Source organism: Fundicoccus sp. Sow4_F4 (genome assembly GCF_052116145.1).
GTDB lineage: Bacteria > Bacillota > Bacilli > Lactobacillales > Aerococcaceae > Fundicoccus.
Map to the genome: position 1 here is coordinate 108,025 of NZ_JBQKLQ010000006.1, position 26,878 is coordinate 134,902.

Genomic DNA, 26,878 nt, shown 5'->3' on the forward strand with positions numbered 1-26,878 from the left:
CAAATATCTTTTAATCTAGTCAACATATGTTGCGGTTCTTTCGTCTTGAATAACGCCGCTATAATTTAAACCGAAACCAAAATCATAACTATTACCGTCGCTATCTACATATGGAGTCATATCTCTTGCAACATCTTCTAACTGTGCTTCTACTGTATCCATATCGATTGGGAATTGGATTGGTAGTAAACCTTGAGGTTCGTGGTTTCCAAGGATCGTTTCTAATAATACAGAATCATCCACTCCAAACCCTACAATAATCGCATCTGCTTTATCTTCAAACTCTGACATTATAACTGGACCTTTAGCTTTCATTGCCACAAATAGTGGGATGTCTTTTCCAGATGCTTCAATCAACGCAGCTGCATTCAGTACAGCGTCTAGATCTGCTTCGTTTCCAATAATTGATGTTTTACCTTTGTAACTTCTGTTTTCTTTAGATCCATCCTCTAATACATCGCCACCGATTGATACTTCACGAACATTTTCTCCATCAGCTGTGTATGGACGGTATTGCAATGACAATGGATAGTACTCATTCTCCTCATTTAAACCTGCATTACTGAAGTTATTACCATTATTTGGACTTTCCATACCGACAATCACTAAATCAACTTCAGATAAATCTGTTAGTAATTCATAACCAGTAACATTTCCTTCTTCATCTTTTATTGGTGTATCAGTAACCACTTCTTTGAAGTATTGTTGTGCTGATTCGATATTTAATGTCGCTTGATGCGTTGTAGTTATATCTCCACCAAATTGCCATTCAGTTTTAGTTGATGCTGGAATATAAACTGTTTTATCTTTATATGACTCAATGTCCCCAGCAGCAATCACATTATCTTTATTTTTAAGCATTACAACCGAGTCTAACTGAGCTTGATAACCAGCTTCAACTTTATCAGCAGATGCTACAACTTCTTTTGATTCTTCAAGCACTAAGTATGGATTTTCGAAAGCACCTACTAACAATGTATTACGAACAATTCGTTTACCACTTTCACGGAATCTTTCATCTGCTGGCTGATCAACTTCACCATTCTCAAATGCTGCTTCCCATAATTCATATGCATCTAGAATAGGTTGCTTATCATTGTTTCCACCAAACATATCCATTCCTGATTTAATTATTTCGAAATGACGTTCTTCAACGGTACTGTCTTCATGTCCATATGCTGATCCGCCAGGTCTATCTGGATTGTCATCACTAAATCGAGTGACACCCCAGTCAGTGACTAACACACCATCAAAGCCATCTTCTTGACGTAATTTTTGAATTAATTCTTCGTTATAAGCAGTCCCCACAAATTCCTCACCAAACAATGGATTTCCATCTGCATCTAATTGAATAGAATAAGATGTCATCATTGAAGTCACTTCGCTCGTTTCACCACTTAAATTCAAGCCACTATCGATGAATAATTGGTAATGCTCCTCAATGTTATCGCCAGGATACACGCCAAATTTCCCTTCAAATGTATGACTTTCTCGACCAGATTCACCTGGTCCATCACCTGGGAAGTGTTTAATCATAATATTAATTGAATCTGCTCCCCACCCCACATCATTACCTTCATCATCATAAGTGGATTGAGATTGATTTGCGTAAGCTTCTGCCATGTCTGATGCTAAGTCGATATCCTCACCAAACGTACCATCAATTCGTAACCAACGTGGCTCTGTGGCTAATTCAATTTGAGGCCCTAAGGCGGTTGTTAATCCCATTGCACGATATTCTGCTGATGACATCTCCGAGAATTGACGCATGATATCGGGATTAAATGTTGCGGCTAATCCTAAATTGGACGGCCATCTTGATATATCTTCTCCAGCCGCATTGTATGCACCTGATGTATCTCCTGCTCCTGAACGAGGATCAGAACTAAAGTTAACAGGGATAATTGGCAAGCCATTATCTAACTGCTCTACAAAAGCTTGCATTTCATTTGCCCATTTAACAGTAGCATCTAAATCATTCGGTCCTGCATGCAGTACGTTACGTAGATTATCATTTTCCAAGAATGTCTTCTGATCGTCAGTTAAGCCTGCAGCCTGATCTCTTTGATGTGAACTAAATAACATTAAGCCTGCAATTTGTTCAATGCTTAGTTCCTCTGATAAAGCGACAGCACGGGTTTCGGCATCTTCTCTCCAATCTTCCCAAACATCCAACTTGCCATTACCATTCATGTCTTTAAAGTAGTATGTTTCTCCTTCGACTTCCTCAGTTAGAATTTGGATTCCACTATCTAAAGAGAATCCAATTCTAGGTCCTCCATTAGGATTATCAACAATAGCAAATTTTGTTTGACCATCATCATAGACCGTGTAATCAAAGTCGTATGCTACTGCTTGCTCACTCGCATAGGGATCTTCTGCTGAATCCTCCTCACTGGCATAGGGATCTTCACTAGCATAAGGGTCTTCACTAGCGTAAGGGTCTTCACTAGCATATGGATCTTCACTAGCATAAGGGTCTTCACTAGCATAAGGGTCTTCACTAGCATAAGGGTCTTCACTAGCGTAAGGATCTTCTGTAGCATATGGATCCTTTTCTTCGGAATCTTCAGTAGCATATGGATCCGCTTGTCCATATGCTTTTACATTTTGACTTTGACCTGCTAAACTACTAAATCCTTTTGCGGCTGCAACAGTTGTATTAATTCCTGCTGAAGAAACAGTAGCTAAAACTAACCCACAAATTAACACTCTATTTTTCCAAGTATTTTGTTTCATATTGTCCTCCGTTAATAATCTTTTTATTGTGTTTCTGTTAGACTTGCTTTCTTAATTTTGTTAATAAGGAAATAAGCAAAAGTTAATAACACTAATACCATGACAACAACATATGCCAATAACCACCATGGGAAAGCTTGGTTAAAAGATTCAACCGCAGCAGAGTTTGCAACTGTATATAATATGTTCTTAGTTGCTTGTCTTAGCGCTTGTCTACCAGTATTCGTACCAGTACTTAATTCAGATGGTGCTCTACCAACAGGTGTTAACATTAAATCTCCACCGTTACGTATTGCTTGATCAGCGTCCATGAACCATTGGTAGTTATAGTCTGTAATCACCATCCCTTCAAATCCCCACTCATCTCTTAGTACCGTATTAAGCAATGCATTATCTGCCCCTGCCCAAACTGGTCCAAGTCTATTAAATGAAGACATGATAGCCGTTGTATTCCCTTCTTTAACTGGAATCTCAAAAGCTTTTAAGTATAGTTCACGAATTGCTTGCTCATTAGACCATGTTGTTACACCCAGACGATTAATTTCCTGATCGTTTACTGCAAAATGTTTAACATACATGTACACGCCATCTTCTATCGCTGCTGCTGTGACGTTTGCTGCCATTTTTCCTGACAACAATGGGTCTTCCGAGTAATACTCGAAATTTCTTCCTGAGAAAGGCGTGCGATGCAAGTTTACTGCCGGAGCATATAACCCTACAACATTATTTGCTAACGCTTCTAAGGCAAATGCTTTCCCCATTTGATTGGCTAAATCCATATTCCAAGTCGAACCAATCACAGTACCTGAATTAAATTGAACTCCTGTAACACCTGTTAACAAAGCATTAATTCCTGCTGGACCATCTACATCAGTTGTAGGTGGTTTTTCAACTGAATCGACTGCTTGAGTCGCATAGCCACCATATCCTATCAAGTTCACCATATCTTCAATAGATACTTGTTCTAGTAACTGATCCCATTTTGGATCATCGTAATCTAATCCTGTAAGATCTGACAGAACTAAACCATGATCCGCAAAAGTAATATCTACATCAGAATCATCATCTTCAACTGGAATTTCTTTAATTGCCGCTAACAGTTCTTCAGATGCCTCTTGATGGCTCGTTCTTTCAGTAGGGAGTGTTTCTTCCCAATTAGAACGACTAACATAGTTCAAATCAGCCTCTGCATGTTCAAACTGGGTTTCGGCGACTATATTATCTGAACTTCTTGGCGTATCATTGAAGACCACATTTTCCTCTTGTACATATTCAAATGAATCAATCACATCATGTGCGTTGTTCATTAATTTTATTTCATATGTACCCTTTTCCAATACATAGGATTTTTCATTTAAATGGTCAAATGAAGCCATATCATCTACAGTAAAACTCAACTCTAGTTCTTCACTTGCATTAGCCTCTAGTAAGCTAGTTTTAGCAAAATCTGCTAAAACCACGTGAGATTTTTCAATACTCCCTTCGGTGTAAGGTGCGGTAAAGTATACTTGTACAACTTCTTTACCTGCAACATCTCCGGTATTGGTTACCTTGAGAGTTAAAGTAATCTGGCCATCTTCAACTTTACTGTCAATAATCTCTTGTTCAAATGTAGTGTAAGACAGACCATATCCAAATGGATACTGAACCAATTCTTTGTAAGCTTCTTCATCGACTTCACCAGTCACATTATCAACAAAGCGCGTTTCATAAAATCGATATCCCATATAAATACCTTCGTTATAGTTAAGGAATTTTTCATATCGATTGTTTTCATCTCGACTATTTAAGTAAGCGAAATCACCAGCATTGTAATAAGCTGGGGCAGTAGTGACATCGTAGGCGTAAGTGTCTACGAGTTTCCCAGATGGATTCACCTCGCCGGAAAGTATTTTTCCTAAAGCGTTATTCCCCGTTGAACCAGGTCCACCAATCCATAAGGATGCTGTAATTGCATCATCTTTCAAGAATCCCAATTCCATCGCGTTACTAGAATTGATTACGACTATAACATTTTCAAAACCACTACCTTTAACACGCTCTAGTAATTCTTCTTCAATATCTTGTAATTCAAGGTATGATTTGCCTGGCGTACCATTTTGTAACTCTTCCATGTCCATTGGCAAGTCACCACCTTCACCACCATTTCTTGAGAATATTACGAGGGCTACATCAGAATATTCAACAGCATTTTCTAATAATTCATCTGTAAATAAGTCCATATTGGGTTCATAAATATTGTAGTCCCCACCCGTTAAATTAAAATTATTCTGCTGATCTTTCTTAGGCTTATTGCCATCGTACAATTCAATTAGTTCAGGGTTTAAACTAAAACCGGCATTTTCTAATCCCTGTTGAATAGTGATATTATTAGATTCATCTGATGCTCCTGATCCAGAACCACCATATACAGTTGAAACTGAGCCGATACCAAATACGTTCAATTGTTTATTATTGGATAATGGTAAACTATTGTCTTTGTTTTCCAATAAAACAATTCCTTCTTCTTGAATCGTTTCAGTCAGCGCCTTAGAATTGTTTTGCGCTTCAGTCAATGTTGTCTCATCTACCTGATTAGTTGCTAAATATAAATCGATTACATTACTAAACATATTGACAGCAATACTTGCGGCAGACAATAAAACGAGAGTTAAACTCATAAGAACGACGTACCATTTGTTCTTCCTAAATAAATTTTTATTGGTCTTCTTAATTCCCCATATTGCTAGAACAATGAGGATTACTGAAACAGTTGGAACAATATAAGCCATTAAATTTGTAGTAAAATCTATCTTCATATTTCTCTCCTCGTGAAAATTATTAGTACACACTTGCTACTTCAATCCGTTAATTCTCCTTTCTTTACTTTATTTACTATTAACCTTAGTATAATTCTCCTTAAGCATTTGTTAACGCTTTCTTCATAACTAGTCATTTTATCTTCACAACTGGTAACGCTTTTATTTTTGATGGTTCTATTCTAAAATAAAAGCTGAAAGATTTATTTCTTAACAAACTGTGGTAAGATTATTGTCAGATGTCTATTTAATCATTACTATTCTATCTGATATTCTAGTCAGCCCCACACGGAGGTGTTTATAATATTAAATATAGCAATTGTCGAAGATCAGCAAGAGGAAAGACTCAAAGTAGCTAGTTTTATTCAAACGTATGCCGAAAAATTTAATTTATCAATTAACATCGAATTTTATTCTGATGGCATTGAAATTATTGATAAATATGATGCAAAATATGACATCATTTATTTGGACGTCGAAATGGAATACCTAGATGGTATGTCTGCTGCAAAAAAAATTAGAGAATATGATTCCGAAGTTTTACTTGTGTTTATAACCAATCATTCACAAGTAGCTATTCAAGGGTATTCTGTTGAGGCAACAGATTTCCTACTAAAACCACTAAGTTATTTTACTTTCTCCACTCATTTTGAAAAGATTATTAAAAAAACATCTTTGCAAGAAACTAGCATCTACTTAAAAGTTGGTGGTATCTTGCAAAGAATCAACTTGAAAGAAATCTTATATTTTGAAAGCCAAGGACATAATATTCTAGTCCATACAACAGCTAAAACTATTCAAATTACTGAAACTTTAAGACATTTAGAAACGAAACTCGACCACTCATTTTTCCGTTGTAATCACTCTTTTATCGTCAACATGAACCACGTTCATGGAATCGAAGCCAATGACATTATCCTAACCAATTATGAAAAAATACCAGTTAGTCGCTCAAAAAAGAAAGATTTTTTAAGCCACCTAACAGAATTCATAGGAGATGAACTAATTTGATAGGCGAACTTCCTGATATTCCACGCGTTTATACTGCTTTTGCTGAATGGATGGCTTGTGTCTTTTATCTCTATCCCCTTTCAACAAGAATAAAGGGGAGAAAACTATACATTGGTCTCCTAGGTGCTCTAATAATTCAAATAGCTTTGCAACTTATAGCTGGAACCTTCCCGCTAATCCTCTGGATTTTTGGTATCATATTAAATATTATTTGGATGGGAGTTGTGATTCATTTCTTTGGCCGAACGTCTAAAAGTCACACTCTATTCTTATTATCGATTTCCTTTATCGTTTCAGAATTAATGGCTGCTTTTGGTTGGCAAATTTATTCTTACTTTATTTGGAACAGATTGTTTGATCATTTTCTCTTAGAAATTGGAGCTAATTTCATTAGTTTCTTTCTTATATTACTTATTCTATATTTCGTTGAAAAACAGGTACAAACTAAAGAAATAAATATTATTATAACTTATCGAGAAGCTTTGATAGCTGGTCTGACAGGTATCATGATTTTTATTATTAGTAACATTGGTTTTTTACTCTCTAGCACCAGCTATTCATTAGGTTATTCTTCTGCAATTTTTTTTATTAGAACTGTAGTTAATATCTCAGGTATTTGTATACTTTATTTACAACGATTCCAAATGAAAGACACCTTACTTAGAAAAGAAGTACTCGCTATTGAGAATGTATTCAATAGTCAATACCAACAATATAAAGCTTATTCTGAAAATTCACTTGCGGTTAGACGAACATATCATGATTTAAAACATCAAATTGATATTATTCGTAGTGAGCAGGATAAGCGTAAGCAAGACGCTTATCTGGAAGATATGATAGCGCTCATTGACGATTTTGGTTCTAAAATCGAAACTGGCAATGGCGTCTTGGATACTATTTTGACTAGAAAAAATTTATATTGTAAACAAAATGATATTCAATTTTCTTGTATCGTTGACGGGAAAATTTTAACCGGTATGAATATTATGGACATCTGCAGTTTATTTGGAAACGCTATTGATAACGCTATTGAATACGTTGAAAAAATACCTGATCTTGAAAAAAGAGTTGTGAATTTACGAGTAACAAACGTTGGGCAAATGATTGTATTGAGACTTGAAAATTTCCTTATTGATGAAATTGATTTTAGAAACGGCATTCCTAGTACATCCAAACAAGATAAAGAAACACACGGCTATGGGTTGAAGAGTATTAAATATATTACCAACAAATATGATGGATCAATGTCAATAAAATCAGAAGGCCATTGGTTTATTTTGAAAGTTCTAATCCCGCTTTCTGCCGCAACGATTAAGGCAAATCTTGAGTATCTACAATAAACATTAAAGCTATTTAGTCTCTTTCTAAGAAGGACTTGTCATATATCAGTAGCTTCACTCTGGTATAACCGTTTTCTGACTTAGACTTTTTGAGTCTGTCGCGTAGTAAATGTCAGTATTATATAATTGCATTTAACAATCGTCGATTCTTATAGTAGATGTATTGCTTTTATGCTATTATTAACATCAATTCACAATTAATAGATGGAGGTCAAAAATGACACATTACATCATTACGACTGAAAGTGGTTCTGACTTAACACAAAGAGTTATCGATCGCTACGATGTTCGTATCATCCCAATGCATGTCACAATGGGAGATAAATCTTATATCGACGGCAGTTTCCCCGTCACTAACGCTTTTGATTTCTATGATGAAACAGGAACTTTACCAAAAACATCTGGTTCAACTCCTCAAGATAATTCAGAAGTTTTTCAGAGAATCTTTGAAGAGCATCCTGATGCTAAAATTATTCATATTGGCTATTCAGCCGTCACAACGGTTTCTTTCAATGCTGCTCGCATTGCAGCAGAAGAATTTAAACCAGGCAGTGTTCATTTAGTCGACAGTCAAAACGTATCCTTTGGCTTAGCTGCCATTGTCGAAGAGACGGCTAAATTCATTGAAGCTAATCCCGCGACTAGCCCTGAAGAAATAGTCGCATTTGTTGAAGACCTTCGCGAGCGCGTGCGTTTTATCTTCTTACCCAAAACACTTGTTTACTTGCATGCTGGCGGCCGGGTGTCGAACTTAGCTTTCCATGGCGCCAACTTATTGAAGTTGCAACCAACAATTAAAGTTGAAGAAGGCTATTTAAAACCTGATAAAAAATTCCGTGGCTCGTTCGAGCGTTGCTTGAAACGAACCATTGAAGACTTTTTTAAACGCTATGCGATTGATCCAGCCACAGTAACAATTGGTGGATCGCCGGGTGTACTAGCAGAACATAAGCAACTAGCTTATGATTATGTCGCAGAATATGGCGTTAAACCGAGTGACTGGTTTAATACTGGAACAGTTATTTCAAGCCACGGTGGTCCTGGAGCCTTTGGGATTGTTGGAATCGAAAGAAAATAACGACTGAGAATGACGCCGTAAAAATTAAATCAGCCGTTTAAAAAGCAGTTTCTCAGCAAATGAGAAACTGCTTTTCTCGTTCTTATGTCAAGCTTGGTAGCCGTTTTTTTGGATGATATAGGCTATGAGTCTGCTTGAGTAAAGCTTCGTCGCGGAAAGATTGCTTGCCTCCAGCTAGATTAAGAACTCACTCCACCTTGTTCTCAATCAATGACACTAAAGCCCGATCAGACTAGCTTTTGTAGCGGCTCACATTAACCAACCCACACTAAAAAGCCAGTAGATCGTCTTTCTTCAACGATCTGCTGGCTTTTCATTCAGCGGCTTTTTAAGAGGATAACTAGTCCCTGCCTGCCCAAGTCGCCCACAAGCTCTAGCGCCTAGACCAGACTCAACATTCATTAATTATCCCCAAACCTCTTTTGCAATCTCTGTCACTAAGGCTAACTTATCCCACTGCTCCTGCTCAGTCAACGCATTGCCTTCTTCCGTACTAGCAAAACCACATTGCGGACTCAAGGCCAAGCGCTCCAAAGGAATATAATTAGCTGCTTCATGGATGCGTGCAATAATCTCCTCTTTAGCTTCCAATTCACTCGTTTTCGATGTCACCAAACCTAAAGTAACCACTTGCTCATCCCTAGTCGCGAGTTTCAACGGCTCAAAATCACCACTGCGTTCGTCATCGTACTCGACCAATAAATAATCGTAAGCTAACTGGCCGAACAACACATCCGCAATCGGCCCATAACTCCCCGCTGTCAAATGCTCCGACTTATAATTACCACGACAAATATGTACATAAGTCGTCAAATCCGCTGGAGCCACCGACAAGACATCGTTCGTCGCCTGCGTAAATAAAGCTAAGGCTAGCTCACGATCAATCCCCTTCACTTCCAACAAACCAAAATCTGTAAAGAATGAATTCCATGCCGTATCATCAAACTGCAAATGACGACAACCCGCTGCATACAACTGTGGCAACAATTCCTGATATAACTTAATCACATCAGCAAAAACAGCTGTTTCATCTGCATATACTTCCCGCTCAGCATCGGTCACATCACGGTAAGTGATTAAGTTGGGACTTGGAATCGTCAACTTCACCTCAACACCATATTTTTGAGCGATCTCATTGGTTGCACGAAACTCCTCGACAAAAGGATGCGTCCCTAAACTGATTTTTCCAGTAATCGCAAAGTTAACTGCCTCAGTCGCCGTCTCGTTATTAAATACCAACGGCTCACTCTCAACCTTTTCAATCCCCTGGCAAGCCGTAAAGAAATCCAAATAATACCAGGCACGCCGGAATTCGCCATCCGTCACAACCTGATAACCTAAATCAGCCTGCTTAGCGATAATCTTATCGATTTCAACATTTTCAACCGCTCTAAGTTCCTCCGCCGAAAGCTCTTTAGCCGCAAATTTAGCCCGCGCCTCTTTCAATGCCTGAGGTCTCAAGAAACTCCCCACATGATCCGCATGAATTTTTGCCACTCAAACCACCCCTTCACTCATCCCTACAAAATAGGACTCAAACTTTATCGGTTAAACCCACCGATAATCGCCTCATTATCAGTCGAGACTTCTAACAATACTCCTTCAGAAGCCTCGCAGGATAATATAACTTTCTATAAAGACTATTCAACCGATTGAAAGACTTACTCTTCCACCACTCCACCTTCAACAACGATACTATCTGCATCAGCTGCTTCTCCATAAACTGGCGCTAAAGTCTCTTCGAAGTTTTTATGGAAGAATTCTTCCTCACCTAATTCAACAATTTTCTCGTTTAACCACTCTAATAATTCTGTATTACCCTTTTGAACCGCTGGTGCAATCGTATCTAAGTCACCTAATTCATCGATACCTACTGTAAAACCAGGATTCTCAATTGCCCAAGCAAGGACTTCAGTATTATCCGTTGAAAAAGCATCTCCACGCCCATCTAATAAAGCTCCATAGGCGTCACTGTATTGGTCAAATTTGACCAATTCAATCTCTGGATGATTTTCTGTAAAGTAAATATCAGCTGTTGTCCCTTTCGCAATGATCAATGTTTTACCGTTCAATTCCTCAACATCCGTAATCACAGCGCCATCTGGTGAAACCACCCCTAAGGATACTTTCATGTAAGGTAATGCAAAATCTACTTTTTCAGTACGTTCTTCAGTAACCGTGAAATTAGCTAGAATAATATCAACTTTAGCCGTTTCCAAAAATTCAACCCGACTCGCTGGATCAACCGGTACATACTCCACTTCCACCCCTAAATCCTCTGCAATTCGATTACCGAAATAAATATCATACCCTTGATAGTCACCATTCTCATCCACATAACCAAAAGGTTTCTTATCACTGAATACTCCGATGACAATCTTGCCACTTTCTTGAATCTCAGCCAACGTTCTGGCAGTCCCATTAGCATTGACTGGTGATACACCGATTACCGTTAAGAATAGAATAAAAGCAACAAGTAATTTTAGTAGTTTTTTCATTATCATTTTCTCCTTTTTGTTTAGACAGTTAGTTTCTCTTCAGCTTGCTTCACGTCAAACTCAAACATATTTAAAAATTGCTTGGCCCGTTCAGTGGTGGGTTGTGTGAAAAATTCAGCCGGCTGGTTCTCCTCCACAATCTCTCCCTTATCCATAAAGATTATCCGGTCAGCCACCGCACGAGCAAACTGCATCTCATGAGTGACAATCACCATCGTACTACCACTTTGGGCCAGCTCCAACATCACATCTAGGACTTCCCTGACCATTTCTGGATCAAGGGCTGCCGTCACTTCATCAAACAACATTAATTGCGGACGCATACATAAAGAACGAACAATCGCTACTCTCTGTTTTTGCCCCCCCGACAGTTGTCGCGGATAGGCATCTTTCTTATCTAGTAAGCCGACTCGCTTTAAGGCCGCTTCTGCTTCTTTTATCACCTCTGCTTTCTCTCGTTTTTGAGCTTTAATTGGTCCAAGTATGACATTATCTAGAATTGTCATATGCGGGAATAAATCGTAACTTTGAAAGACCATGCCTATTTTCTGGCGAACCAAATGCATTTTTTGGCTCTCTTGACTAATCAATTCGCCATCAAGTAAAATTTCGCCAGCCTGAATAGCTTCTAAACCATTGATACATCGCAGTAAGGTACTTTTCCCACACCCTGACGGACCAATGATAACTAGCACTTCGCCTTCTTGAACATCCAGTGATAAATCTTTCAAGACAAGATGCTCCTCATCATAACTTTTCCTAACTTGCTTTATTTCAAGCAAGGTTTTATGAGTGCTCAAATTTTCCACCTCTCCTTTTCCTTTTGCCTACTGAGCCTTCCCGTCACATTTCGAGTCTTTCATCACGTTATCAGACTAGTCACTCCACTTTTTTTCCAATCGAGTGGACAAGAAAGACAGTGGATAACAAATTAGAAAGTATAAGAAAAAAATCGTTCCGTAAATCCAAAGCGAGGCAGTGGGCGCCGTCAGTCGTGAAGCTTCTATAATCTGCTGGCCAACTTTGACGACTTCTACCACACCAATCAATATAATCAAGGACGTCGTCTTAATCATCCGCGTCACTAGATTAATCGTCAAAGGTAATAAGCGTCTGAGCGCCTGGGGAATGATAATGTATCGGTAAATTTGCAGATTGGTTAAGCCAATTGACTTCCCACTGTCATACTGTTGCTTGGGGATTGAAGCCAAGGCGCCTCTCACAAGATCCCCCATCTCAGCCGTCCCCCACATGGAAAAGACAATCACGGCTGATAGTTCACCCGATAAATTAATACTAAAGGCTCTCGTGAGACCAAAGTAGACTAAAAACAAAAGGACGAGTTGCGGCATGACACGAATAAATTCTAGATAGACTCTGGTCACAATCACCAATAGGGGGTTTTTGGAAGTCATAATCATTCCAAGAATAACACCCAGAATGATCGAGATGACCACTGAGACTATGGAGATACTAATTGTCACCCAAAGCCCTTCGAGTAGCCGGACGAAATTGCGCCCTTGAAATAAAATAATAATTCCCAAATCCTGCATACCTCAACTTCCTTTCTACAAAATGAAACACTAACGATATAGGTAATAAAATAATAGCATAGGCTATAACAAGCATTAACAAGGCTTCATCTGTGTTGTAATATAAACCAATTAATTCTTTTGCCACATAAGCCAAGTCAGCCAAGGCGATCACACTAAAAACAGACGTTTCCTTAATCAGAAAGATGATATTCGCTAGAAAAGCTGGTAGAGATATCGTGATTGCTTGGGGCAGCAAGACATACCTAAAGACTTGAAATTTCGTCAGACCAACACTCAAGCCTGATTCATTTTGAGTGGTTTCAATTGCCTCAAGTCCGCTTCTGAACGCTTCAGACATATAACTGCCACCCAAAAATATGAGCCCAATGACACCGCACATTTGGGAGCTAAGTAAGATGCCTATTTTGGGCAAACCAAAATATAAGAAAAACAATTGAATCAGCAGTGGCGTATTTCTTGACAGTTCAATATAGACACCTGCGATTTGACTCAAGACTGGCACGTGAAAGTAGCGTATCAAACTACTGATTAAACCCACAATCATCGCACCTAGAATACCAACGAGCGCAATACGAAAAGTTAATAATCCTGCCTCCACATACAGGAGGGCAAACTCTTGTATAAATTTTAAATCCATCTTTTCATCCTTTCTGACTCCAACATCCCATTTTTTGACGACAAAAAAACTCCGGCTCTATATTATTAATTACAGAGACGAAGTTTATCCGCGTTACCACTCAATTTGGCATTAAAATGCCCACCTTATATAGCACTATCATGCTATTCATTTTTTAACGGTAATGTTCCGCAACAGCCTACTTTGTTTCGGTGTTGTACTAAAATGGCCATTTTCATCCTTATCTCCTATAAGTATCTTTCAGCTAGTCGATACTCTCTCTAAAAAAATCAATAAAGATTACTTTCCATTTTCTATGTATATCAGTCTATTTAATTTTAAATCTCATTATTTTAATCATTATTTAATCTAGAGCCATTGTAACTTACCCTTTTTTGAAATGCAAGTCTTTTCAAAAAAATGTCAAAACATTTGAATAGTCTCGCTTTCAATCACTTACAAAACGCACGAGATAAGGTTTCTTCCTCAAGAGATATAGCATACTGCTCGAATAGTATCAGCCAATCTCTACTTAAGTCACGCTATACGAGCTTGGGTTATGTTATATTAGGCTTATAGTTTTTAAGAAAAGAGTGATGAGATGGCAGAAAAATTAACCGAAAACTTAATTTACGAGATACTCGCAGTCGTTGAAGAAATACCGAGAGGAAAAGTGTGCTCCTATGGACAATTAGCCAAACTAATCGGGCGCGATAAAAATGCTCGCCTAGTAGGCAAAGTGCTGAGTCATGCTGAACAATTCGGCGACTTTCCCTGTCACCGAGTTGTCAACCACGCTGGTCGACTAGCGCCTGCTTTTCTCAACCAGAAAGCCTTACTCCTTGAAGAAGGTGTCCCATTCAAAAACGATACCCACGTCGATATGAAGATAGCCCAGTGGCAAGCTTAATGTCTTTAGTTAAAACCCTTAATTAGCTGACACAGTATTTTCTTAACAGTCATTATCGAAGCTATTATTCAAGCCTTCACTCACCCACCTATCAAAAAACAGCCATCTTTGGGAGATATCCCAAGGATGGCTGTTTGTGTAGAGGACAATTGTCCGGTAGATTTAGTCTTTGTCCGTTTCGCGTTTGCGGCCCATACCGATCAGGGCACCTCCGCTGATTGCGACGAGGGCTGCTGCTCCGATAAGGGGCAAGTTAGAGTCTTCACCTGTGTTTGGCAAGATTTGGGCTTTCAATACGGTTGCATCTTCAGCCAGTGGGTCTTGTGGCGCTGGTGTCTCTTCGGCCACTGCCAGACCAACTTCTACGATCTGAGCGATCGCCTCGCGAGTCACCTCTGTTGAGATGATTTCACGGCTGACTTCTTGGCCATTCTCATAGCGGACCAAGTAAGTGATGCTTCTTTCACCTTTGACACCTTCTTGAACCACTTGGCGTTCGCCCAGGGCAATATTACTCGCGTCTCTTTCGATGGTCTCGAAGTCAATGTCTTCAATGACGGTGACGGTATCGCTTGCCTTTAGTCGAATTATCGTAGCCGTCAGCGGGTCAAGTATCAAGGAGCCATCGGCTAGAGTGACGCCGGTTGGATTAGCAATCGCGTCAGTGCCGGCCACTAGGCCATCGACAATAATTTCTCCATTGGCAATATAGGCAAATTCATCAGTCAGCGTCAGGCTGCGTAGATTTTCATCCGCGTTGATAAAGACTACGTAAATATCGCCGTTTGAATCAATCGCTTGGTAACCAATCACTAAGTCCTCTTCACCAATTTCTGGTGACGTAATCAAGCTAACATTTGCTGCCACATCTTCAGCAGTTCCTTGGCGGAAAGCATCGGTGTAGCGACGCAATTGGATTAAGCCAGTCGTGTAGCTTTGCGTAATCCCTTGAATTGGGTACAGTTCTGAGTTCGTTGCTTGTTCCCAGTTAAACATATTGACTGCATCCGACGAGTCGTATGAATCATGAACGAAATATGGATACTCAAAGGGCTTGCCATCCGCATCGGTCATGTAGGTCGATTTATATGGTTCTGAGCCATCCGCAACAGTCGTGATATAGTCCTCGTGTCTGTATTGCTTGGTGCGACCGTATTCTTGACCTGAGTGAATGAACGGCGTGCCTTGTGACGTTAAAACCATCAAGTTTCCGATTCGGATTCTTTGGTGAATTTCACCGCTGTGGTCTTTAGGATCTTTCTTGATTGACTGAGCAATGACGTCATGTAAGGTTAAGTTGTCATGTGCAGCAATATACTGAACCACATCCCCCGGGGCATCAGCCGTAAAGTTCGATGGATTCCCCATTATATTCTGGAATATTAATTGAATATTCCTTGCGCCACCTGTTAAAAAGCGCGGCTCTCCTTCGCTACCGAAACCTGATTTCAGTTCATTACGGACTTCATCAGAGAAGACGCCAACTGAGTCTGTATCGATCATCCATAGTTGGTCAGCAGCTTGAACGTCTTGATCGGTTTCGTCCCCTTCAAAGGTAATCCAACCTTCACCGATCATCAACATGTTTGGATTCAAAGCTGCGGCTGAATCAAAAGCTTCTTGGATTGCTTCCGCATCATGGTCACCCATCATATCGAAACGGAAACCATCGACTTTAAATTCGTCCACCCAATATTTAATTGAATCGACCATAACACGGCGTGCCATATGGTGAGTCGTACCTAAACGTCCTCCACCAAAACTTTCGCGCGGTGTACCATCTGCATCCATAAAGTGGTAATAGTTAGGCTCTAAATCTTCGAATAAGTGTGTTTGTGCCGTATGATTGTAGACAACGTCAAGAATCACACCCATATCGCGTTTATGAATTTCGTTAATTAATGATTTAAATTCTTCAATTCGTTTGGCTGGGTCTTCAGGATTTTCTGAATACATCCCGGTTAACGAGAAGTAACTTTGCGGGTCATAACCCCAGTTATAGTTTTGATCCGTTGAGGCATAATCTAAACTACGCTCACCGTTAGCAAAATCATTGGCAAAATAATAACTCATTACAGGTAGTAGCTGAATATGAGTCACGCCTAATGATTCAATATAGTCGAGTTTATCAATAAAAGCTGCGAACGTTCCAAATTGAGCAGTTAATTCACCTTCAATCGAAGGATCTGACGTAAAGTCTCGCACGTGGACCTCATAAATAATCGCATCTTCACGTTTTTCATAACCCGGAATATCTGCATAGTCTAACTCGGGACCAATGGTTGATGGGTTGATAATGGCTGCTTTAGCAATATTATGTTCTGCTGTTAGATTGTCCCAAGCGGCTAAGGATTTGGCGTAAGGATCTAGCGCTAAGACTGTTTCGTCGCCACGCACGATTTCTAAATGGTAGTAGTAACCAGTTAGATCAGTTAAATCTGTTGTTTCTTCATTTAACTCAAGACGCCAAACGCCACGATCTTCTTTCGTCATCGCCAGGCTGTTGACCGTTCTATTTTGATCAGTTTTGTCGTATAGGACGATATTGACTTGGTCTGCACTTGGTGACCAGAAGGCCATTTCGGCTGTTCCATCTTCGTTTAAGGCCATGCCGAGTTCGCCGTCATAAGCGTACAATTCGTCCTTGATACGCCAACCGAGTTGTAAAGCTAAGCTTTGGTCGCCGTGTTGGACAGTATAAGGAGCTTCTAGGTAATCGAAAGCTCCGGTTAATTGGATTTTACCTGTTTCAGCATCAATCACTACCCCCGTTACTTCAACTTGCTTGCCGGCAGCATCGACGATTGTCACTTCTTCTAAAATCGCTGTTTCGCTCAGAGACTCAACCGAACTATAATTCAGTTCGATTTGTGAATCCGAGATGATTTCCGCTGTTTCTAAGCGGTCCACTCGGGCGTAATATGGATTCGTATAGACAGTTTGGTCTAAGTCTTTAATAAACACTTGGCTGTGTGTCTCGCGGTCGTTAAATGTCATGTCGTTTGATTGCTCTCCTGTGTCGCGGTTGACGATTAAGAAATTGATGTTGCTAGCAGCTTCAGTGAGTGATACATCAACGTAACGGCCAAAAGCACCTTCGTTGATAAACTCATGAGCACCGGTCGGCCATTCGGTTGTTGGTTCGGCTACATCGCCCCAAGCCCACAAGCCCCATCCGTCATAATTGCCATCTTCGCGGTAATAATTGATTCTAAGTAGTCCCTCGTCTTCTAATGCTTCATATAAACTAATGCTAAATTCTTCGTCTGCCGTATTAATATACGCTTGATTCATCGTTGGTGATAGTAAATCAATCGATAAGTCAGGTGATATATTAGCACCTGTTCGTGAATTAATCAAGAACTGGATTATTTGCGCATTATCTTTTAATTCAATGTCTAAATAGTGACCATAAGCGGTCGCGGTTGCTTCATTAAATGACGTCGCCCCATCAGGCCAACCACCTACTGTGTCAGAAGGTGTCGACACGTCACCCCAATACCATAAGCCGTAAGTGTCTAATTGTTCTGTTGTTAGACCTTCGAAATTCAAGCGAAAATAGCCCTCTTCGATCGGTGCGACAGCTTCAGTATCAGTAGCTGCTGTAGTTGAAACTTCTGTTGTTTCTGAAGTTTCAGTTTCAGCAGCGGCATCGGTTTCTGGCGGTTTCACTTCGTCGGTTTCTGTAGCAGCAAAGACACGATTTCTAGCCATTGTGAACATTGTTGGCGTTTCTGTTGGTTCAGTTGCCTCTGGGACCTCTGTTGTTTCTGAAGTTGTTTCTGCAGTTTCTGCAGTTGCTTCTGTTGGTTCAGTAGTTACTTCTGTTGGTTCTGCAGTTGCTTCTGTTGCTTCAGTAGTTGCTTCTGCAATAATATCTGTTTCGACTTGCGTTTCAATCAGTTCGGTCGAATCGTCAGTAGCCACTGTCATTAGGGACTCAACTGAGTCTGACGGCGTTGGTGCAAGTTCAGTTAATACTTCCCTTTCCTCTTCAGACTGAACGGTTTCAAAGGCTAAGTTTGATTGAGCTGTTTCAAATTCAACTTCTGGCATGGTGATCGAATCAATAGTATCGGTCGCTTCTTCATTCTGCTCTGATTGTGCTTCACTTATTGGTTCGACTGGAGTCGAAAGCGTGGCATCAGACAAAGTTTCTGCATGCACTTGGGTCAACAAAAAGTTACTTGAAAAAATCAAACCGGTCGCTACTGCAACAGACACGACCCCTACTTTCATTTTTCTAATGCCATACCTTACCTGTTTATCGACTGGTTGCTCAGCTCGAAGTCCTTGCTTTTCATTAATAATCACAAACCCCTCCCAAAATATGAAAACGTTATCTTTGAAAATAATTATAGCAAACCCTTTCACGAAAGGGGGACTTCTGAGCCATTCTGTTACCGCTAACAAATAATATCATAAAAAAATTGACGCCATATATAGTACTTAATCTGTTTGATTTAAAGCTTTCTAACTGTTTTTTTCACTGTCTACTTGAAAAGGGAGTCGATCAATGATTGATGTGTGTTTACTTTTTTATTGGTAGGATACGATTAAATTACCCTAAAGGTCGTGGCGGTTTTGGCCACGAAACGATCCCACTAGAAAATTTAATTCAACCATACGCTTAATCGGCCTATTTTGTTTACCTTAAGTTAATCTAAATCTATTATACTAGTGAGTGAGGTGAGACGAATGTTTAGATTATTAGTTGTAGAAGATGATAAAAATACACGTGAACTAATCAAAGCTATCTTAGAAGCGGAACATTACTCTGTATTTACAGCTGAGAATGGCGAATTAGCTTTAGCTTTAATGGAAAATGAACATATCGATTTAGTCGTTCTAGATGTTATGATGCCCCACATGGATGGCTATGAATTCACAAAAGCTTTGCGAACAATGGACAATGATCTGCCTATCCTAATGGTATCTGCCAAGCAATTGCCTCAAGACCGAAAACTTGGCTTTATTGCTGGTATCGATGATTTTATGACGAAACCTTTCGATGAAGAGGAACTTTTATTACGTATCACGGCTTTATTAAGACGGGCCAAAATTACCTCTGAACGGCGCATCATTATTGGTGAGGTGACCTTGGACTTTGATAGTTATACTGTCAGTCGTTCAAATGAAGAAAGTCAAACCTTACCCCAAAAAGAATTTCAATTGTTATATAAACTGCTCTCCTATCCGGGGACAATTTTTACCCGTATTCAGCTAATGGATGAAATCTGGGGCGTCGATAGTGATACTGGTTGGGAAACAGTAACGGTACATATTGCAAAACTAAGAAAACGTTTCTCGGACTGGCCTGAATTCAAATTGGAAGCAGTGCGAGGTTTGGGCTACCGGGCGGTGAAGTTACTATGACGAGGCACCAACACCCTCATCAAATCAAAGAAAAGCGTCATATCTTTTTCAAACATATATTGCTGCCTCGCACCATTTTAACGATCTTATTTACTTTTATTGTCTTTATCATTCTAGTGATTACAATGTTCTTAGTGGGTTTAATTATGCTGCTGCTGGTTCAAACGCAAATTTTAGCTGAAACATCTTTGGCTAATTTTCATTATATGCCGATTATAATTTTTGCGATTGTCAGTATTGTGATTGGCACTTTGGTTACTACCCTCTTTAGTTCAATCCCTTTGAAACCCGTTCATATTCTAATTGAAGGGATGGATCAACTTGCTCATGGCAACTTTGATGCACGAATCACTTTGGGGAATAATCAACTGGCACAGCGTTTAGAAAATAGTTTTAACCAAATGGCCGAAGAACTAGGTCAGACAGAAATGTTGCGTTCAGACTTCATCAACAATTTTTCTCATGAATTCAAGACGCCGATTATGTCCATTCGCGGTTTTGCGAAGTTACTGCAAAAAAATCATTTGCCTGAAGAAAAACGGGCTGAATATTTAGCCATTATTATCGATGAAATGACACGACTAGCTGATTTATCGACCAATGCCCTTAATTTAACCAAAATTGAGAATCAGATTATTCTGACAGAGGTGACGTCTTTCAATTTATCAGAACAATTGCGCAATTCGATTCTATTACTCGAACAAAAATGGGCGCAAAAACAGCTAAGGATTCTTCCAGAATTCGATGAGTATACAATTGATGCCAATGAAGAGTTATTGAAGCAAGTTTGGATTAATTTATTAGACAATGCGATTAAATTCTCTCCAGAAAATAAATCCATCCGCATCACCCTAGAAGCTATTGATGAGTTTTATCACGTTAATATTTACAATACAGGCCCAGTGATTGAGGAAGAAAACTTACGTAAGTTATTTAACAAGTATTGGCAAGCCGATTCATCTCATTCTGGTTCTGGTTCTGGTATAGGTTTATCAATCGCCAAAAGCGTGGTTGATTTACATAATGGCCAGATTATTGTTGACAGTCGTCCGCAATGGACTCGTTTTTCAGTGAATCTACCGCAACATGCCGAAAGTCAACCCCACTATAATTCTAAGATTAACTAATAAGTTATAAATTTTTCTGAAAGTTTAGCTTCAGTTAATCTTTAAGAGGTATGATTTCCTGTACAGAAAGAAAGGAGCATATAATGATTAAAATATTTAAAAATTTCACAAAAAAAGAATCTTTTCTCACTTTAATGAGTGTTTTACTGATTGTCGTTCAAGTATGGCTAGATTTAAAATTGCCAGACTATATGAGCGAAATTACCCTTTTGGTGCAAACTCAAGGGAGTAACTTATCCGACATTTACCGCGCAGGAGGCATGATGTTACTGTGTGCCTTTGGGAGTTTAATTACAGCGGTCCTTGTTGCGATTACCGCTGCAAGAATTTCAACTAATTTCGGTGCCAATTTAAGACGCAATTTATTTACTAAAGTTTTAGATTTCTCATTGGAAGAAATTAGTTTGTTTTCTACCTCTAGTTTAATTACTCGCTCAACGAATGATATTACACAAATTCAAATGTTAATTATCATGGGCTTACAAGCGATTGTAAAAGCACCTATCTTAGCTTTTATGGCTATTTCTAAGATTACCGGTAAAAGCTGGCAATGGTCTCTTGTGACTGCAATTGCCGTAGTTGTTCTATTAGTGGTCGTGTTAGGTATTCTTGCTTTAGCTATGCCTAAATTCAAGTTACTTCAAAAATTAACTGACCGTCTAACTCACGTGACCCGTGAAAACTTAACAGGTTTAAGAGTCGTGAGAGCTTACAATGCGGAGGATTACCAAGAAGATCGTTTCGAAGTGGTCAACACTGACTTAACAAATACCCAGTTATTCACCACACGTACCATGGCCTTTATGATGCCCTTTATCCAATTAGTGATGAGTGGTCTTTCTCTTGCCATCTATTGGGTGGGTGCCATTGTCATTAATGAAGCGGGTTTATTCGATCGTTTACCCCTGTTCTCAGATATGATTGTCTTTTCTTCTTATGCCATGCAAATTGTGATGGCCTTTATGATGTTAGTGATGATTTTCTTAATCGTCCCTCGTGCATCCGTTTCAGCTAAAAGAATTTTAGAAGTGTTAGACACGAAACCAACGATTACAGATGGCAATATCTCTGAATCTGTTTTAGATTCTGCTGGCTCGATTGAATTTAAAAATGTTAGCTTTAAATACCCAGATGCACAAAATTATGTGCTTCAAGACATCAATTTTGTTGCCAACCCTGGAGAAACCGTTGCTTTCATTGGTGCGACTGGTTCTGGTAAAACAACGTTAGTTAACTTGATTCCACGTTTCTTTGATGCCACTAAAGGTGAAGTCTTATTAAATGGTATAAATGTCAAAGACTATAGCCAAGAAAACTTACATGACCAAATTGGTTATGCGTCTCAAAAAGCGAGTCTGTTTGAAGGCACCATTAAATCTAATGTGTTGTATGGTCAGAATAAACAGGCCAAAACGTTAGATTCTGATATTGTAGAAGCTTTAGATATAGCTCAAGCTAATGAGTTTGTTGAATCTTTAGAAGATGGTTATGATTCCGAAGTGACTGCTGGAGGAACTAATCTTTCAGGTGGACAAAAACAACGTATCTCGATTGCTCGTGCGATTGCCCGTCAAGCAGATGTCTTAATCTTTGATGATTCATTCTCAGCTTTAGATTACCGTACGGATCGTCAATTACGTCAAGCGTTACGTGAAGAACGTGCCAATAAAACGAAATTAATTGTAGCCCAAAGAATTGGTACGATTAAAGATGCTGATCGAATCATTGTATTAGATGAAGGTCGTATCGTCGGAAACGGTCGTCACGAAGAATTAATGGAAAGCTGTGAAGTTTATCAAGAAATTGCTTACTCTCAGCTATCGAAGGAGGAATTAGCCTAATGCAACACGGACCTGCAAGTGGCAGAATAACTGCCAAATCTAGTAACTTTAAAGAAACTTGGGGTAAATTATTAAATTATTTTAATCAGTATTGGTTGATAATGATTCTTGCCCTATTGGCTTCTTCAATCGGATCGATTCTTACCTTAATTGGTCCAGATAAATTATCTGAACTAACTGATATCATCACTAAAGGTATGATGTCTGAAATTGATATGAAGGCCATTCAATCGATTGGCTGGACCTTAGTTTTTTTCTATGGGCTGTCAGCTGTTTTATCCTTAAGCCAAGGTTTTATTATGGCGACTGTCACTCAACGTATTTCTAAAAGTTTACGTACTGATTTATCTACAAAAATCAATGACTTACCGATTGCCTATTTTGATAAACATACGACAGGGGATATTCTTTCTCGTGTAACGAATGATATTGATACAATTTCTCAATCATTGAACCAAAGTATCTCCACCTTAGTCACTGCGATTACCATGTTAGTTGGGTCATTAGTGATGATGTTTTTAACGAATGTCATTTTAACTATTACTGCGATTGTTTCTACGTTAATCGGTTTTGCTTTAATGATGCTGATTATGATGAATTCGCAAAAATTCTTTAAACGTCAACAAAAGGATTTAGGCGAAATTAATGGTCATATTGAAGAAATTTACTCTAACCATCAAACAGTAAAAGTTTATAATGGAGATGAAGATGCGATTAATCATTTCAATACGATTAACCATTCGCTTCAAGATAGCGGCTTTAAAGCTCAAAGTTTATCTGGTTTAATGATGCCTATTATGGGCTTCGTGGGTAACTTAGGTTATGTTGCTGTATGTATTGTGGGGGCGATTTTAGCTTTCAGAGGCGACATTAGTTTTGGTGTGATTGTAGCTTTCATTTTATACGTTCGTTTCTTCACTCAACCGTTGAGTCAATTAGCTCAAGCCAGTCAAGCGTTACAATCTACTGCTGCTGCTGCTGAACGTGTCTTTGAAATGTTAGAAACTGAAGAAATGGTAGATGAAACTGAAAAAGTTGAAACGCTTAGCAATATTAAAGGCGATGTTAGCTTTGAAAATGTTAGTTTCTCTTATCCTAATTCAGACAAAGCAGTCATTCACGACTTCTCAGCTCAAGCCAAAGCTGGCCAGAAGATTGCGATTGTCGGACCTACTGGTGCTGGTAAAACTACCATTATCAACTTACTTATGCGTTTTTACGAAGTGAGTGGAGGATCAATTAAAATTGATAACATCCCGACCGCAGATTTGAAACGTGAAACTGTCCGTGATCAATTCAGTATGGTTCTGCAAGATACGTGGATTTTCAATGGTACAGTTCGAGAAAACCTTGTTTACTCCATCCAAAACGTTAGTGATGAAAAAGTGATTGAAGCAAGTAAAGCGGTTGGTTTAGACCACTATATCTCTACTTTGACCCATGGCTATGATACGGTCTTGAATGATCAAGTCAGTTTATCAGAGGGACAAAAACAACAGATTACGATTGCACGTGCAATGATTGCTGATAAGCCAATGCTGATTTTGGATGAGGCTACTAGTTCTGTTGATACGAGGACTGAGCTACACATTCAACAAGCGATGGACCAATTAATGACCGGTCGCACATCCTTTATTATTGCTCACCGTCTATCCACTATTAAGAATGCCGATTTGATTCTTGTCATGAAAGACGGCGATATCATCGAAAGTGGCAATCATGACTACTTAATGACCCATGGTGAGTTCTATGCCAAGTTATATAATAGTCAGTTTGAAGTTGCTTAAAGAAACAGTCAACCCTTTAGCTAGTTGCTTCTACTGATATAAAAACATCCTCCCATCCCGCTGTGTGTGATAGCGAATAGGAGGTTGTTTTATTGTGTCTAATTTTTTAATTATCGTTTCTTTTCTTCTGGATTGTCGAGTAGGATTTCTGCTTCGTCTTCTGGCGCAACAATCACGTCACCGTCTTCCATTTGTTCTAACTCATCTAAAGTCGCTTGTTCTTCCACTTGCTCCAGTTCGTTTAACGCTGTGAGTTCATCAAGTTCTTCTTCAAGTGCCTCTTCTATATCCGCTTCAACGTCACTTTCTAGAGTATCTAATCTCTCAGGTTCATTTGGGGCGGTCCTTGTAACATCATCTGTCCCGAAGTCTTCCTCAAAAGGTTCACTCGTTGGAGCATTTTCAGGATCGACAACAGCATTTGCTGCAACGTCTAGTTGATCAAAGGTATCTGGTTCAGTGGTTGGTGCTTCTGTATAAACTTCTGCTTCCGGAACCACTTCCTCATTAACTGTTGGTTGGACTGGGTTCATCGTGCCTTTTTTTGTATCTATCGGACGGTTTTCACCTACAGCCCTAATCATTTCTTTAATCTGTTTATTCCCTTCAAGTTCATCAGTAGCATGTAATGCACCATATAGATAAATTCCGATTGCAGCTATTAGCAGTGCCCAAAGGCCTGACCAAGATGAAATCAGTGTGATAATAAAGATGACTAAGTAGACTGCGTGAATGAGAAAAAAGTTCGCATGCATGAATCTTATGACTCGATTCAAGTTCACACGATTAGGGACTAATTGTTTTAATTGTGAAAATGATTGCATAAATGCAGGCTTTGCTTCTGCTTCAACGGCTAAGGGTTTGCCACAAGCTTGACAGTACTTACCATCATGCTCTACTTTGGCTCCACAGTGGGGACAGTAATTCATAATGTTTCGCTCCTTTTTCTTAAATTGAAATCGCTTAATGTTAATTTAATTATAGCACTCTAAGAAATCATTACAAAATAAAAGACATCGCGCCCTATTTTTTTACTTATAATAATAATCACCAACTAGTTTTCATTAGCTGGCGATTGTACAAATTGCAACTTATAAATAATGGAAAATCGGCGTAATCCCACTAGTGGAATAATGGTTGAGATCGCGGGTGAAAATCAGCGCTTCAATGCCCGGCAGGTTTTCCACTAGTTCAACGGCTTTATGCGGTGTGTGGGAAAATAACACCGTCGTCCATAACTCGCCATCAATCGACTTATCCGAGACAATCGTTACGCTGGCAATCTCATTGTCGATTGGAAAGCCGGTCTTCGAGTCAAAGATATGATGATATTCTTTACCATCGACAAGCAACTTGCGCTCATAAATCCCTGAAGTCACGACCGACTGGTCCGTCACCTGAACTAGTCCCAGTAAGTCGCCCCTTATTGCATGGGGATTTTGCACCCCAATATTCCAAATGCCGTGAAGGTTTTTAGGTGAACGTCCGATGGTCAAGACGTTTCCTCCTAGGTTAATAATCCCCGCTTCGACTCCATGTTCTACAAAGAATTCTTTCAATCGATCTGCAAAATAGCCCTTCGCAACGGCTCCCAAATCCAATTCCATTCCCAGCTCTTCTAAAAAGACAGATTGCGTTGCTGGATCAAGTTGAATCCGTTCAGGATTAATTAATTTAAGTGTTGCCTCAATTTCTGCTTGGCTCGGAACTTGTGCGTCTTTAAAACCGATATGCCATAATTTCATCAAGGGGCCAATCGCAATGTTCATCGCCCAATCAGACTTCAAGCTCATTTCCTTGCCGACTTGAATTAAATCAAACATATCCGGCGCCACTTTAACTGGCTGAATTCCTGCCTGTTGATTGACCTTCATCAAATCTGACTCAGGATTATGCGCACTAAATCGCTTCTCGTAATCTCGTAAGCGAACCTCCGCTTGTGCTACTAGTGCTTGTGCGTCTGGATGGTAAATAGTTAAGCTGATAATGGTGCCCATCAATCGGACCTGATGACTTACTTCATGCATGTGACTCCCGCCCCTTCTGTGTGTTGTTCTTTCTATTTTACCGTAATTTTCAGAAAGGAGCTAATATTATTAGGATGTCTTTGGCGGGACATGCTTTGATGAACCAGCCACTCTTCCTTCAAAACCAGAAAAGCCAGCAGTGTCGTTCGCTCGAAGCTCACGACGATTAAAGTT

At 39.4% G+C, this 26,878-nt stretch carries 18 protein-coding genes and 1 other annotated feature; of the genes, 8 read left to right on the forward strand and 10 right to left on the reverse strand.

The features are described from left to right. Positions 1-15: 15 nt before the first annotated feature. Positions 16-2,739, reverse strand: a complete 2,724-nt coding sequence (locus tag ACTQ5J_RS09785) for a glycoside hydrolase family 3 N-terminal domain-containing protein (protein ID WP_441752589.1) — start codon at positions 2,737-2,739, stop codon at positions 16-18. A 23-nt stretch (positions 2,740-2,762) separates the two neighbouring features. Then, positions 2,763-5,537, reverse strand: a complete 2,775-nt coding sequence (locus ACTQ5J_RS09790; protein ID WP_441752590.1) for a glycoside hydrolase family 3 C-terminal domain-containing protein — start codon at positions 5,535-5,537, stop codon at positions 2,763-2,765. Positions 5,538-5,831: 294 nt separating this feature from the next. Between ACTQ5J_RS09790 and ACTQ5J_RS09795 the strand changes: the two genes are divergently transcribed. From ACTQ5J_RS09795 to ACTQ5J_RS09805, 3 genes are all read left to right on the forward strand, one after another. Next, on the forward strand, positions 5,832-6,548 hold the full coding sequence (locus ACTQ5J_RS09795) for a LytR/AlgR family response regulator transcription factor (protein WP_441752591.1): 717 nt from the start codon (positions 5,832-5,834) through the stop codon (positions 6,546-6,548). Next, complete coding sequence (locus ACTQ5J_RS09800; protein ID WP_441752592.1) at positions 6,545-7,888, forward strand: GHKL domain-containing protein; 1,344 nt, start codon at positions 6,545-6,547, stop codon at positions 7,886-7,888. Before ACTQ5J_RS09795 ends, ACTQ5J_RS09800 begins: the two co-directional genes overlap by 4 nt. Before the next feature lie 217 nt (positions 7,889-8,105). Then, positions 8,106-8,966: a DegV family protein gene (locus ACTQ5J_RS09805; RefSeq protein WP_441752593.1), complete on the forward strand. Its 861-nt coding sequence runs from the start codon at positions 8,106-8,108 to the stop codon at positions 8,964-8,966. 405 nt (positions 8,967-9,371) lie between these two features. Here the strand turns inward: ACTQ5J_RS09805 and ACTQ5J_RS09810 are convergent, their stop codons facing one another. The 5 genes from ACTQ5J_RS09810 to ACTQ5J_RS09830 form a co-directional block, all read right to left on the reverse strand. Further along, the gene (locus tag ACTQ5J_RS09810) at positions 9,372-10,463 is read right to left on the reverse strand and encodes a 5-methyltetrahydropteroyltriglutamate--homocysteine S-methyltransferase (RefSeq protein WP_441752594.1); all 1,092 of its coding nucleotides are present in this window, start codon (positions 10,461-10,463) and stop codon (positions 9,372-9,374) included. A 164-nt stretch (positions 10,464-10,627) separates the two neighbouring features. Further along, positions 10,628-11,464, reverse strand: coding sequence for a cysteine ABC transporter substrate-binding protein (locus tag ACTQ5J_RS09815; protein ID WP_441752595.1), 837 nt, complete (start codon positions 11,462-11,464; stop codon positions 10,628-10,630). 20 nt (positions 11,465-11,484) lie between these two features. Continuing rightward, positions 11,485-12,264: an amino acid ABC transporter ATP-binding protein gene (locus tag ACTQ5J_RS09820; protein ID WP_441752691.1), complete on the reverse strand. Its 780-nt coding sequence runs from the start codon at positions 12,262-12,264 to the stop codon at positions 11,485-11,487. Between the two features lie 75 nt (positions 12,265-12,339). Further along, complete coding sequence (locus ACTQ5J_RS09825; RefSeq protein ID WP_441752596.1) at positions 12,340-13,017, reverse strand: amino acid ABC transporter permease; 678 nt, start codon at positions 13,015-13,017, stop codon at positions 12,340-12,342. Beyond that, positions 12,938-13,657 carry an amino acid ABC transporter permease gene (locus tag ACTQ5J_RS09830; protein WP_441752597.1) on the reverse strand — a complete coding sequence of 240 codons (720 nt, stop codon included), beginning with the start codon at positions 13,655-13,657 and terminating at the stop codon, positions 12,938-12,940. The genes ACTQ5J_RS09825 and ACTQ5J_RS09830 overlap by 80 nt, the downstream gene beginning before the upstream one ends. 70 nt (positions 13,658-13,727) lie before the next feature. Beyond that, positions 13,728-13,962 (reverse strand) — a binding site (T-box leader). Between the two features lie 275 nt (positions 13,963-14,237). Between ACTQ5J_RS09830 and ACTQ5J_RS09835 the strand changes: the two genes are divergently transcribed. Next, the gene (locus ACTQ5J_RS09835) at positions 14,238-14,546 is read left to right on the forward strand and encodes an MGMT family protein (RefSeq protein WP_441752598.1); all 309 of its coding nucleotides are present in this window, start codon (positions 14,238-14,240) and stop codon (positions 14,544-14,546) included. Positions 14,547-14,708: 162 nt separating this feature from the next. On the opposite strand, the gene ACTQ5J_RS09840 is transcribed toward ACTQ5J_RS09835, so the two are convergent. Beyond that, positions 14,709-18,860 (reverse strand): pullulanase, encoded by a 4,152-nt coding sequence (locus ACTQ5J_RS09840; protein WP_441752599.1) that lies wholly within the window; start codon positions 18,858-18,860, stop codon positions 14,709-14,711. A gap of 384 nt (positions 18,861-19,244) precedes the next feature. Here ACTQ5J_RS09840 and ACTQ5J_RS09845 point away from each other — a divergent pair, with 384 nt between their 5' ends. From ACTQ5J_RS09845 to ACTQ5J_RS09860, 4 genes are all read left to right on the forward strand, one after another. Then, positions 19,245-19,922 carry a response regulator transcription factor gene (locus ACTQ5J_RS09845; protein WP_441752600.1) on the forward strand — a complete coding sequence of 226 codons (678 nt, stop codon included), beginning with the start codon at positions 19,245-19,247 and terminating at the stop codon, positions 19,920-19,922. Next, complete coding sequence (locus ACTQ5J_RS09850) at positions 19,919-21,049, forward strand: ATP-binding protein (RefSeq protein WP_441752601.1); 1,131 nt, start codon at positions 19,919-19,921, stop codon at positions 21,047-21,049. The genes ACTQ5J_RS09845 and ACTQ5J_RS09850 overlap by 4 nt, the downstream gene beginning before the upstream one ends. A gap of 83 nt (positions 21,050-21,132) precedes the next feature. Then, positions 21,133-22,890: an ABC transporter ATP-binding protein gene (locus ACTQ5J_RS09855; protein ID WP_441752602.1), complete on the forward strand. Its 1,758-nt coding sequence runs from the start codon at positions 21,133-21,135 to the stop codon at positions 22,888-22,890. Then, positions 22,890-24,677, forward strand: coding sequence for an ABC transporter ATP-binding protein (locus ACTQ5J_RS09860; protein ID WP_441752603.1), 1,788 nt, complete (start codon positions 22,890-22,892; stop codon positions 24,675-24,677). Before ACTQ5J_RS09855 ends, ACTQ5J_RS09860 begins: the two co-directional genes overlap by 1 nt. 110 nt (positions 24,678-24,787) lie before the next feature. Here the strand turns inward: ACTQ5J_RS09860 and ACTQ5J_RS09865 are convergent, their stop codons facing one another. Beyond that, complete coding sequence (locus ACTQ5J_RS09865) at positions 24,788-25,606, reverse strand: hypothetical protein (RefSeq protein WP_441752604.1); 819 nt, start codon at positions 25,604-25,606, stop codon at positions 24,788-24,790. A gap of 162 nt (positions 25,607-25,768) precedes the next feature. Continuing rightward, positions 25,769-26,704 carry an FAD:protein FMN transferase gene (locus ACTQ5J_RS09870; protein WP_441752605.1) on the reverse strand — a complete coding sequence of 312 codons (936 nt, stop codon included), beginning with the start codon at positions 26,702-26,704 and terminating at the stop codon, positions 25,769-25,771. Positions 26,705-26,878: the final 174 nt, after the last annotated feature.